This is a genomic window from Ruegeria sp. HKCCSP351, from assembly GCF_017872535.1.
GTDB lineage: Bacteria > Pseudomonadota > Alphaproteobacteria > Rhodobacterales > Rhodobacteraceae > Ruegeria.
This window is the reverse complement of sequence record NZ_JAEDOV010000008.1, coordinates 38959-50266: the sequence shown is the minus strand read 5'-3', so window position 1 is coordinate 50266 and position 11308 is coordinate 38959. Positions and strand designations below refer to the sequence as shown.

The following is an 11308-nucleotide window of genomic DNA, read 5'->3' as shown; positions in this document are numbered from 1 at the left end:
TTGATCATTGGCCCAATACCTTGACGACAACATCTGGTCAAAAGAGAGGAAAGGCCCGAACGCACACAACTGGTCTTGCAGGCTTCAGGCTGACAGTTTAAATGAGCCATCTCATCCGGCAGAGACCAGTTCCGGATGACTCAAGGCGCCGCTGTAGCTCAGCTGGTAGAGCACGTCATTCGTAATGATGGGGTCGGGGGTTCGAGTCCCTTCAGCGGCACCAGTTCTTCCATTATCTTGAATTCGCTCAACTCGCTTTCTTGGGTAGGTTTCAAGGTTTTTGACCTCATCCTAAGGCCGACCTTCTAAGCCCAAATCATCTATTTTTAGCTTACGTCGATGCACGTGTATGATATTGATGGCGTCTATTGATCCTGAAACGCTTCGCATCGAAAAGCGCTCCGCTTGAAGCCATTAAGGCCTTTGAATGCAAGGAAAAAAGTGGTGAGCCGTGCAGGATTCGAACCTGCGACCCACTGATTAAAAGTCAGTTGCTCTACCAACTGAGCTAACGGCCCACTCTTTCGTTGGATCTTGTTGATCCGTGGCGCTCTTTACGGCAATTTCCCGACCGGGTTCAAGCCCTTATTTTGCGCCTCGTTTCGCTGAAACAGCCTGTGTTTCCAGCGACCCGATAGGCGGCCTACTTAGGCAGGTGGCGCAGGGGGGTCAACCCCTTTTTTCACGATTCTACGCGACAGGGTGGATTCATGTTCTGACCGACGTTATATCGCCGCCATGCAACAGAAACTCGATACTGGATTGCCCTTTGTTAAGATGCATGGGCTGGGAAATGACTTCGTCATCGTTGACGCGCGTACGATGGATGTTTCGATTACCCCGGCGCTGGCCCGAGGAATCGGGCATCGGCATTTTGGTGTGGGATTCGATCAGCTGGCCGTAATCGAAAAGGGTAATGCTGACGCGCATCTGGTGTTTTACAATTCAGATGGCTCAACTTCGGCGGCTTGTGGCAATGCCACAAGATGCATCGCGCGAATGTTGATGGATGAGACGGGCAAAACCCAACTGACGTTGACAACACAACGCGGAACGCTTTTTGCGCAGGACGCAGGTGATGGGCTTACCTCGGTCAATATGGGTCTTCCTCAGTTGGAATGGCACGAAATTCCGCTGGCTGAAGAGATGGACACGCTGGAACTGCCAATCGAGGGCGCCCCGACAGCGACGGGTATGGGCAATCCGCACTGCACGTTCTTTGTTGAAAACGCCGAGGCGATACCATTGGCCGAGTTCGGCGCACGCTATGAACACCATCCTTTGTATCCTGCGCGCACCAATGTGCAGGTGGCTCAGGTCGTGGGTCCGGATCACATCCGCATGCGGGTGTGGGAACGTGGCGTGGGCATCACCCTGGCATCAGGGTCGTCATCCTGTGCAACTGCGGTGGCTGCGGCGCGGCGTGGGCTGGCGGGTCGAAAGGTGCAGATTGATCTCGATGGCGGAACCCTTTGGGTTGACTGGCGCGAGGATGGTGTCTGGATGACCGGGTCAACCTGTCACGTCTTCTCGGGAACGCTGTCGCCCGAGTTCCTGAGGACGCTGGGATGAACCCGCCCAAATTCACTACGTTGGGTTGCCGCCTGAACGCCTATGAAACCGAGGCGATGAAAGAGCTGTCGCAACAAGCCGGACTGACGGATGCCGTGGTGATAAACACCTGTGCCGTCACGGCTGAGGCTGTGCGCAAAGCGCGACAGGAGATCCGGAAACTTCGTCGTGAAAACCCGAAGGCCCGGCTGATTGTCACCGGGTGCGCTGCCCAGACAGAACCCGACACCTTTGCGCAGATGGCCGAGGTCGATGCGGTGATCGGCAACACGGAAAAGATGCGGCCAGAAACCTGGAAAGGCATGGCCGCCGACTTTATCGGTGAGACCGAGACCGTTCAGGTCGATGACATCATGTCTGTCACCGAAACGGCCGGGCACCTGATCGACGGGTTCGGCACACGCTCACGCGCTTATGTGCAGGTCCAGAACGGGTGCGACCATCGCTGCACCTTCTGCATCATTCCCTACGGCCGGGGCAATTCGCGCAGCGTGCCTGCCGGTGTCGTGGTGGATCAGATCAAGCGGCTGGTGGATCGGGGCTATCATGAGGTGGTGCTGACCGGCGTTGACTTGACCTCATGGGGGGCCGATCTGCCTGCGCAGCCCAAACTGGGTGATCTGGTGATGCGTATCCTGAAGCTGGTGCCGGATTTGGCTCGCCTGAGGATCAGTTCGATTGACTCGATCGAAGTGGACGAAAACCTGATGCAGGCCATCGCAACCGAACCACGCCTGATGCCGCATCTGCACCTGTCGCTTCAGCATGGTGACGATCTGATCCTGAAGCGCATGAAGCGTCGCCACCTGCGCGACGATGCCATCCGGTTTACCGAAGAGGCCCGGAAACTGCGCCCCGACATGACCTTTGGTGCCGACATCATCGCAGGTTTCCCGACCGAGACCGCAGCGCATTTCGAGAACTCGCTGAAACTGGTTACCGATTGCGATCTGACCTGGCTGCATGTCTTCCCATATTCGAAACGCGAAGGCACCCCAGCAGCCCGTATCCCGCAGCAGGTGAACGGCAATGTAATCAAGGATCGCGCAGCCCGTCTGCGTGCGGCTGGGGACGTTCAGGTCAGGAAACACCTGTCAAAACAGATCGGCAAAACTCACCGGATCCTGATGGAGAACCCGCATATGGGGCGGACGGAACAATTCACCGAAGTTACGTTCAATGCACCTCAGCCCGAAGGTCAGATCGTAACCGCCCGAGCCATTGGGGCGAATGATCACAGTTTGGTTGTCTGAAGTTCCTCAGCCTCACCTTCTGCGGCAAGCAATTCTTCCATGAATACGCTTATCAGCTGCGCACGCCCGTCAACCGCGGCTTTGGCATAGATCGAAGCGGTCTGCGCGCGCACGGTCCCAACGGCCCGCCCCCGGATGCGCGCGATACTCTCGTTATCCAGCCCCTTCAGAACCAAGAGCCCCACGTCACGCTCGGCAGCGGTAAGCCCCCAACGGTCAAAGAACGTGTTGATGACCACGCTCATTTCACCCTGCGCGGCCTGAAGGCCAAGCTTGGTCTGTTCCACCCTTGCCAGCAGGCGTCGAAGTTCAATCATGAAAAAGACAATTCCGACAAGCAGAACAAATGCGACAAAAGCCTCAAGACTTACGTGAGAAGGTCCTTCGCCTTCCTTTAAATCCAGGGCGACGTCGCCAAGGTAAAACACCACGCAAAGTACCTGAACAACGATCATTATCGACATAAGTACAGCCCGGCGAGCGTCTGTATCGCCGGGCCGCCGATGGCTGCTGATCCATTTGATCATTTTATTGACCAGTCCTCAGGTATATTCTTACGCCCTGTTATCATAGCCTTTGCCAAAGAGACACCAGTTCGCCACTGATCGATGAAAACCCCGGCAACATGCAGCAGAACAGATAGCATCAGCCAGTTGAAGGCCAGCTCGTGCAGGCCTTCGACCCATTCGACGCCAAAGAATCGAACCGTCCCCATCATGATTCCTGTCACACATAAAACCAGCAGTGTCGCCCATAGGTTATAGACCATTAGGGCCCCCAAAGGGTTGTGTGAAAGGTGCACGCTGCGATCACCCCGCCCCATGTCCCGCAGGTGATTGAGGGCCGAAGGGGAGCTGAGAGGAAAGGCGGTGAACCTGGCAAAAGCCGGGCCCGTTAACCCCCAAAGCAACCGCAACAAGACCAAAGCCAGTACGACATAGCCTACATATTCGTGAAACGCGCCCTCGGGATTAGAAATCGCCGCGTTGATCAGAACGCACAAGGCTACAACCCAGTGAACCAACCGGACCAAAGGATCCCAAACCTGAACTTCGTGGGCGCCTGTGCGCCCACGATGGGAGAATTGTGTTTCAGACATTCCGGTTACTGGTCCTCAATCTTGACGACTTTGCCGCTAGCGGGGTCGACGTAAACCTCGGCCAGTTGACCATCCTTGACGACATAGGCTTCGATCTTGCCGTCTTCCGTCTCGATTTTGCGGACATCGAATCCCATGCCCGTCAGCGTTTGCCGAATTTCGGCTTCGGACTTTCCAAGCTCGGCATCGGGTGCAAGGTCCAGCGCCAATACCGGTGAAGCAATTAGTATTGAGGCAAAAAGAATAGGTAGTTTCATTGTCGTGACTCCGTGTTTCAGACAAACGGCAATTGATCGGCCGTTGTGGCTGATGTGCGCTGGTGAAGCTGTCCGATCCATTGACCGGGGGCTTATTTCGGCAAAATAAGCGCGCGCTGATGGAGGCATGGCAAAAGAAAACCCCCGCAACCTGACGGTGCGGGGGCTGATTTAGTAAAATCCGGATAGACGGATCGATCAATCTTCCTTGCGGAGTTTGCCCTTGTGCGGCGCCCAGAGACGCTTGTTGACCAGGTACAGCAGCACCGACAGAACGGTCAGGAAGATCACACCAACAAAGCCCGCGTTCTTTCGGTCTGTCAGCTTTGGCTCGGCCGCCCACATCAGGAATGCGGCAACATCCTCGGCCATATGCTCGACCGTGTTCGAGTGCCCGTCCGCAAACTCGACCTGCTCGTCAGCCAGCGGAGGCGCCATCGAAATCCAGCCGCCGGGGAAGGCAGTGTTTTCGTAGAGCACCGTACCTGCTTCTTCTTTTTCATGACCGGTGTAGCCGTGCAGCAAGGACGCGATGTATTCCGCACCGCCCATGCCTTTGACAAGCTGGTTGATGCCCAGGCCATATGGCCCGTGGAAACCGGCACGCGCCTTCGCCATCAGGCTCAGGTCCGGTGCACCGACGCCGGTATTGGCCGGGAAGTGGTCGGTCGGAATCGCTGGGCGGAAATCGTCCAGCTCGGGGTCGAAAACTTCGAAGTTGCCAGCAGCGTATGCGATGACTTCTTCTTCCGAGTAACCCAGTGCTTCCAAGTCACGAAGTGGCACATATTGCAGACCGTGGCAAGCTGCGCAGACCTCGGTATAGATCTGCAAGCCACGTTGCAGCTGGTGCTGATCCCAGGTGCCGAACGGGCCTTCGAACGAGAAGGCGAAATCTTCGATATGCTGCTCACCACCACCTGCTGCAATGGAAGCAGCAGGGGTCAAAGCCAGAGCAAACGCGGCGCCGATTGCAAGTTTCTTGAACATGTTTCCGGTCCCTCTTCTTACTCGGCCGGCGTGGCGTCGGCGTCAGCCTTGCCATAATGCGCGTTGAAGTCTTCTTCGATGGTCTCGGGCTGGGCCAGAGGTTTCTCGATCACGCCGAGGATCGGCAGGATCACGAAGAAATAGGCGAACCAGTAGGCCGATGCGATCAGCGAGAAGGTCGCATAGGGTTCTTCCGCAGGCATCGCACCCAGCCACATCAAGGCAAAGAAGTCGATGATCAGCAGGTAGAACCACCATTTCAACATCGGACGGTACTTGCCCGAACGCACGCTCGACGTGTCTAGCCAAGGCGCCAGCGCCATGGCCAGGATCGCGCCAAACATCGCCAGAACACCAAAGAACTTGGCGTCAACGATGCCACCGGTGATGAAGCTGGCGAACTGAACGACCCAGACTTCGCCGGTAAAGGCACGCAGGATCGCGTAGAACGGTAGGAAGTACCATTCAGGCACGATGTGAGCAGGCGTAACCAGCGGGTTGGCTTCGATATAGTTGTCCGGGTGGCCCAGATAGTTCGGCATGAAACCGACAACAGCCCAGAACACGACCAGGATCACGGCCAGCGCGAACAGGTCCTTGATCACGAAATACGGCCAGAACGGCAGCGTGTCTTTCTTCGCCTCGTCCTTCGAGCCGCGACGTACTTCAACTCCTGTGGGGTTGTTGTTGCCCGTGGTGTGGAAGGCCCAGATGTGCACCACGACCAAAGCCGCGATGATGAACGGCAGCAGATAGTGCAGCGAGAAGAAGCGGTTCAGCGTGGCGTTGTCCACCGCGGGTCCGCCCAGCAGCCAGGTCTGGATCGCGTCACCCACAAACGGAATGGCACCGAACAGACCGGTGATCACAGTCGCACCCCAGAAGGACATTTGACCCCATGGCAGAACATAGCCCATGAAGGCGGTGCCCATCATCATCAGGTAGATCAGCATACCGACGATCCACGTGATCTCGCGCGGGGCTTTGTATGAGCCATAGAACAAGCCGCGGAAGATGTGGATGTAGACCGCAACAAAGAACAGCGATGCGCCGTTCATGTGCAGGTAGCGAATAAAGTAACCGCCATTTACGTTACGCATGATGTGTTCAATGCTGGCAAATGCCAGATCAACATGCGGCGTATAGTGCATCACCAGGATGATACCGGTGACAATTTGCAGCGCCAGGCAGAACGCCAGAACGATGCCCCAGATCCACCACCAGTTCAGGTTCTTGGGGGTCGGGATCATGAGGGTGTCATACAGCAGGCCAACAATCGGCAGGCGGCTGTTCAGCCATTTCTCGCCGTTTGTCTTCGGCTCGTAATGATCGTGGGGAATTCCGGACATAAGTTTGGGTCTCCCTTAGCCGAGTTTGATTGTGCCGTTGTCCACCCACTCTGCGGGCGGAATGGGCAGGTTCTCAGGCGCGGGGCCTTTGCGGATACGACCGGCAAGGTCATAATGCGAACCGTGGCAGGGGCAGAACCAGCCACCAAAGTCGCCTGCATCACCCAGAGGCACACAACCGAGGTGGGTACAAACGCCCATCTGGACGACCCATGCACCCGGTGCTTCGCCTTCCGGCGATGGCATCACGCGGTTTGCGTCGGTCGCAGGGGCATCGGCGCTCAGGTTAAAGTTGCGGGCCAGCGGATCGGGCAGCGCATCAACACCTTCAGCGTCCTGTTCCTGGGCTTCCTGAATTTCGGCACCGGTGCGGTGACGGACAAAGACGGGTTTGCCCAGCCATTTGACAGTCAGCTGCGTACCCGGCTCAACACCGCTCACATCCACACGGATCGAGGACAGCGCCTGAACGTCTGCCGATGGGTTCATTTGGTTGATCAGGGGCCATACGGCTGCACCCGTTGCAACGACACCTGCACCGCCAGCGACGTAGTACAGGAAATCTCTGCGGGTGCCTTCGTGGTCTTCTGCGTGGGACACGAGGTTATCTCCGATTGTCTGGCGCCCGCGGACGGGCAAATAGCTCGCGCACCGCACGAATGCGGTGTCTTAACCGCGCTTACTATCGGGGAGAATAGTGTTCGTCCAGCGTTCATAAACGCGCAATACGCCGCATGTGTCGTTTCCAGCAGCTGCGGGCGGTGTTTTTTGGTGAATCTCGCGTGCGACTTTGTGGGCAACTTTGTTTCCTGCGCCATTGATTCGCGTACCCACCCCGCCATACGCCACCCGGATCAGGTATTTGAAGCCTGTCTTGGGAGCCGCTGATTTGCGCCCAAAAGGTACATAATCAGCGCCGCTAAGCAGGGATTGTTTTCAACAAAAACATACTCGCTAAATAGATGATTTAAATCACAAATTGCACGCGCCTCACCTGTTGCACTTTCCGCGCGAATAAAGGAAAGCGCAAAAGGCGTGCGAACTCCCGCAAGGAGACCCCAATGTCAAAGATCGTTCTGGCCACTGCCTTGTGCACAATGGCCCTTCCCACTCAGACCCTTGCCGCGGGTGATCCCGCAAAAGGTGAGGCGATATATAACCGTTGTTCTTCGTGTCATGCGATCATCAAGGATGGTGAAGTTCTGGTCAAAGGTGGAATCACCGGCCCGAATCTGTACGGCATCGTCGGTCGCGTGGCCGGGTCCGAAAACGAATATCGCTATGGAAGCGAGCGCCTGCCGATCGGCATGTTCACGGATGACATGATCCGTGCCGGCGAAGAAGGTCTGGTCTGGACCGAGGAAAACATCGTTGCCTATGCGCAGGATCCGATCGGCTTCATCCAGGATTTTCTGGATGACGAAACTGCTCGTCCGAACATGAGCGTCAAACTCAAGAACGGTGCAGACGATATTGCCGCTTATCTGGCGACCTTCAGCCCCCGGTAAACCCGGTGCCTGGTGCTGGCTATGCCTTATGCATCAAGGCGGCCAGCCGGGCGATTTCACTGCCAAAGCCAGCAGAAACCTGATCAGCGGCGGCATTTCGCGCGCCCTCGGGTTTGTTCTGACCAAGCTTCCAGGTGCCCTGAATATCTTCAATGTGCATGCGGCACGGTACGATCATGCGCATCATCTTCTTCAGCGCGTCCGAGGACATCTTGCCCGTGCCCCATGGGGCCTTGGGCAGCAGCCGCTTTTCGTAGAACGCAGATTGGCGGTCAAGCACGTCACGTAACTCGTCCTGCGGGCGTAGCTCAAGCTTTCCGATCAGGTGCACGGTGACATAATTCCATGTCGGAACCTGATCTTCGACACCGTACCAATCGGGCGAAACATAAGCATCCGGCCCCTGCACCGCGATCTTTGCGTGTTGAGGGCCGCGTAGCGCTCGTACAATAGGGTTCGAACGCACAAGATGCAGGTCAGCCAGTGAGCCGTCTTCGGACAGTAGAAACGGGACGTGGCTTAATAACGGCGCTTCTTCCGCAGAGAGTGCCAGAACGCCAAACGCCCGGTCGCGGGCGAATTCAACATGCCGGGCTCGATCCTCGGCGCGGAAAGCGGGGTTAGGGTGCATGAATGTCCTCCTGTCAAATCTCTTGCAGCGTCGGACAGTTCTTGGCAAGGTCCGCCTCGTTCTCAGGGCGGGGTGGAATTCCCCACCGGCGGTATGCGGGCCACGACCCGTAAGCCCGCGAGCGGCCCCGGTTTGCGGGGTGTCAGCAGATCTGGTGAGACGCCAGAGCCGACGGTCAAAGTCCGGATGAAAGAGAACGTGCAAGCCGCGCCGGTGAACCGGCGCGCCTGCTCGTGATCGCCTTGGGTGACGTGTCATGCCGGGCTGGCAGCGAAAAGTGGGAACCGGTTCTCGCGACTGCCAGCAGGCCACCAAACTGAAAGGAGATCATGATGACACACACCCGCTATGCTTTTGTCAAAGCCAACTGGCATTCCGATATTGTTGACCGCGCGCTCGACGGCTTCCTCGAACTCGTCCCCTCGGAACAAGTCGATGTCTACGACGTTCCCGGCGCGTTCGAGATGCCCCTGATGGCCCGTGATCTGGCCCGGACCGGGCGCTATGCCGCCGTCGCCTGCGCTGCCTTTGTCGTTGATGGCGGCATCTACAGGCACGACTTCGTTGCGCAGGCTGTGGTCGATGGCCTGATGCGCGCCGGGCTTGATACAGGGGTTCCTGTCCTGTCGGTCTCGCTGACCCCGCACCAATATCAGGAAACCGATCATCACAATGCGATCTACCGCACCCATTTTGTACATAAAGGGCGCGAAGCTGCTCAGGCTGCGCTGATGATTTCAGAAACCCGTGCGAAAGTCGCGCAGGCCGCCTGATCTTCATCTTTTCGAAAATACTCAAAAATGCGCCGCCCGACGGGCGGCGTTCAAACCGTCAACGGCCAAATCCGCTTGAGGCCGAGGGCCTTGCCCGCTAATCACGATCCGCAAAGGAGCACGCCCCATGTCGATGAACAGCTTTGGCCATCTTTTCCGCGTCACCACCTGGGGTGAAAGCCATGGGCCCGCCTTGGGCGCCACTGTCGACGGCTGCCCACCGGGTGTCACCATCGACGAGGCCATGATCCAGCACTGGCTGGACAAGCGCAAACCGGGGCAGAACAAGTTCACCACCCAGCGGCGCGAACCGGATCAGGTCAAGATTCTTTCTGGCGTGTTCGAAGGCCAAACTACAGGCACACCCGTGCAACTTATGATCGAAAACACCGATCAGCGCTCGAGAGACTATGGCGATATCATGGACAAGTTCCGCCCGGGGCACGCCGATATCACCTATTGGCAGAAATACGGGATCCGGGATTATCGCGGCGGCGGGCGCAGCTCGGCCCGGGAAACGGCAGCGCGTGTGGCTGCGGGTGGATTGGCGCGCGAGGCGATCAAACAGATCGCCCCCAAAGTCCAGATCACCGGCTATATGACCCAGATCGGCCCGCATAAGATCGAGCGCGACAATTTCGACTGGTCCCAGATCGAACAGAACCCGTTCTGGACACCGGATGCGCAAGCCGCCGAGAAGTGGGCCACCTATCTGGACGACCTGCGCAAGTCCGGCAACTCGGTCGGCGCAATTGTCGAAGTTGTGGCGCGCGGCGTGCCCGCAGGGCTTGGCGCGCCAGTTTATGCCAAGTTAGACACTGATCTTGCCTCTGCGATGATGTCGATCAATGCGGTCAAAGGCGTCGAAATCGGCGAAGGCATGGCCGCGGCTGAACTGACGGGCGAGGCCAACGCCGACGAAATATTCATGGGACAGAACGGCCCTCAATACAGTTCGAACCATGCGGGCGGGATTCTGGGCGGCATCTCGACCGGGCAGGACATTGTCGTGCGCTTTGCGGTCAAGCCAACCTCTTCGATCCTGACCACCCGCAAGACCATTACAAAATCCGGTGAAGAGACCGAGATCATCACAAAGGGCCGTCATGACCCCTGTGTTGGCATCCGCGCTGTTCCCGTCGGTGAGGCGATGATGGCCTGTGTCATCCTGGACCACCTGCTGTTGCACCGTGGTCAGATCGGAGAAAACCGTGGACGGATCGGCTGATCTGCGCGCGCGTTTGCGTGCTGTTGTCGCGCAACGCATGGAAACTGATCCGGCCCATGACCTGGCCCATCTGGATCGTGTTTGGACCAATGCTCAGGCCATTGCAGACGCTCAGGCGGACATGCCCGTCCTGTTGGCAGCCTGTTATCTTCATGATCTGGTCAACCTACCCAAGAATGACCCGAACCGACTGTTTGCCTCACGCCAGTCAGCGGCTGAATCAGGGCCTATTCTGGCAAACCTGGGCTTTTCCGACGATCAGGTTCAGGCCGCGCAACATGCGATCGCGGCCCATAGCTTTTCGGCCAACATCCCGCCTGAAACGCTTGAGGCCCGGATCCTACGGGATGCGGATCGCCTTGATGCCTTGGGTGCCATCGGGATTGCGCGCACATTTTCTGTATCGGGTGCTTTGGGTCGTGTCCTTTATGATCCGGCTGACCCATTCGCAGAGGCGCGCCCGCTGGACGATCTGCGGTATTCGATTGATCACTGGAAGGTCAAACTGCTGACCCTGCCGGACGATATGCTGACGGATGCCGGCAAGCAGATTGCGCAGGCGAGGGCGGGCCGAATGTTTCAGTTCCTTGAGGATTTTGCAGCGGAAATCGGCGCATCGATCCCGAACTCGTGGACCATCACCTGATC

Annotated in this window: 13 protein-coding genes, 2 tRNA genes and 1 riboswitch; of the genes, 7 read left to right on the top strand and 8 right to left on the bottom strand. The window is 57.5% G+C overall.

Annotated elements, in window-relative coordinates:
• Nucleotides 1-147: 147 nt before the first annotated feature.
• A tRNA-Thr gene (locus tag I9182_RS15990) sits at nucleotides 148-223 on the top strand.
• Between the two features lie 219 nt (nucleotides 224-442).
• Here I9182_RS15990 and I9182_RS15985 read toward each other — a convergent pair.
• Nucleotides 443-518, bottom strand: a tRNA-Lys gene (locus I9182_RS15985).
• A gap of 220 nt (nucleotides 519-738) precedes the next feature.
• On the opposite strand from I9182_RS15985, the gene dapF reads away from it, so the two are divergent.
• Nucleotides 739-1572 carry a diaminopimelate epimerase gene (gene dapF / locus I9182_RS15980; RefSeq protein WP_209598934.1) on the top strand — a complete coding sequence of 278 codons (834 nt, stop codon included), beginning with the start codon at nucleotides 739-741 and terminating at the stop codon, nucleotides 1570-1572.
• Nucleotides 1569-2825 (top strand): tRNA (N(6)-L-threonylcarbamoyladenosine(37)-C(2))-methylthiotransferase MtaB, encoded by a 1257-nt coding sequence (gene mtaB, locus I9182_RS15975; RefSeq protein WP_209598933.1) that lies wholly within the window; start codon nucleotides 1569-1571, stop codon nucleotides 2823-2825. The genes dapF and mtaB overlap by 4 nt, the downstream gene beginning before the upstream one ends.
• Here the strand turns inward: mtaB and I9182_RS15970 are convergent.
• From I9182_RS15970 to petA, 6 genes are all read right to left on the bottom strand, one after another.
• Complete coding sequence (locus I9182_RS15970; RefSeq protein WP_209598932.1) at nucleotides 2807-3352, bottom strand: LuxR C-terminal-related transcriptional regulator; 546 nt, start codon at nucleotides 3350-3352, stop codon at nucleotides 2807-2809. The genes mtaB and I9182_RS15970 overlap by 19 nt on opposite strands.
• Nucleotides 3349-3924, bottom strand: coding sequence for a cytochrome b/b6 domain-containing protein (locus I9182_RS15965; protein ID WP_209598931.1), 576 nt, complete (start codon nucleotides 3922-3924; stop codon nucleotides 3349-3351). Before I9182_RS15965 ends, I9182_RS15970 begins: the two co-directional genes overlap by 4 nt.
• A gap of 5 nt (nucleotides 3925-3929) precedes the next feature.
• Complete coding sequence (locus I9182_RS15960) at nucleotides 3930-4181, bottom strand: PepSY domain-containing protein (protein ID WP_209506967.1); 252 nt, start codon at nucleotides 4179-4181, stop codon at nucleotides 3930-3932.
• 198 nt (nucleotides 4182-4379) lie between these two features.
• Complete coding sequence (locus I9182_RS15955) at nucleotides 4380-5171, bottom strand: cytochrome c1 (RefSeq protein ID WP_209506968.1); 792 nt, start codon at nucleotides 5169-5171, stop codon at nucleotides 4380-4382.
• 17 nt (nucleotides 5172-5188) lie between these two features.
• A complete protein-coding gene (gene petB / locus I9182_RS15950; protein ID WP_209506969.1) occupies nucleotides 5189-6520 on the bottom strand; it encodes a cytochrome b in 1332 nt (443 codons plus the stop codon).
• Between the two features lie 15 nt (nucleotides 6521-6535).
• The gene (petA, locus tag I9182_RS15945) at nucleotides 6536-7120 is read right to left on the bottom strand and encodes a ubiquinol-cytochrome c reductase iron-sulfur subunit (protein WP_209506970.1); all 585 of its coding nucleotides are present in this window, start codon (nucleotides 7118-7120) and stop codon (nucleotides 6536-6538) included.
• Nucleotides 7121-7581: 461 nt separating this feature from the next.
• On the opposite strand from petA, the gene I9182_RS15940 reads away from it, so the two are divergent.
• Nucleotides 7582-8028, top strand: a complete 447-nt coding sequence (locus I9182_RS15940; protein ID WP_209598930.1) for a cytochrome C — start codon at nucleotides 7582-7584, stop codon at nucleotides 8026-8028.
• A 19-nt stretch (nucleotides 8029-8047) separates the two neighbouring features.
• Here the strand turns inward: I9182_RS15940 and I9182_RS15935 are convergent, their stop codons facing one another.
• Nucleotides 8048-8659, bottom strand: coding sequence for an FMN-binding negative transcriptional regulator (locus tag I9182_RS15935; protein WP_209598929.1), 612 nt, complete (start codon nucleotides 8657-8659; stop codon nucleotides 8048-8050).
• A 54-nt stretch (nucleotides 8660-8713) separates the two neighbouring features.
• A riboswitch (FMN riboswitch) is annotated at nucleotides 8714-8861 on the top strand.
• 130 nt (nucleotides 8862-8991) lie between these two features.
• Between I9182_RS15935 and I9182_RS15930 the strand changes: the two genes are divergently transcribed.
• From I9182_RS15930 to I9182_RS15920, 3 genes are all read left to right on the top strand, one after another.
• Nucleotides 8992-9432, top strand: a complete 441-nt coding sequence (locus I9182_RS15930; RefSeq protein WP_209506973.1) for a 6,7-dimethyl-8-ribityllumazine synthase — start codon at nucleotides 8992-8994, stop codon at nucleotides 9430-9432.
• Between the two features lie 127 nt (nucleotides 9433-9559).
• Complete coding sequence (gene aroC / locus I9182_RS15925) at nucleotides 9560-10660, top strand: chorismate synthase (RefSeq protein ID WP_209598928.1); 1101 nt, start codon at nucleotides 9560-9562, stop codon at nucleotides 10658-10660.
• Entirely contained in the window at nucleotides 10644-11306 is a 663-nt protein-coding gene (locus I9182_RS15920) for an HD domain-containing protein (RefSeq protein WP_209598927.1), read from the top strand. Before aroC ends, I9182_RS15920 begins: the two co-directional genes overlap by 17 nt.
• Nucleotides 11307-11308 lie beyond the last annotated feature (2 nt).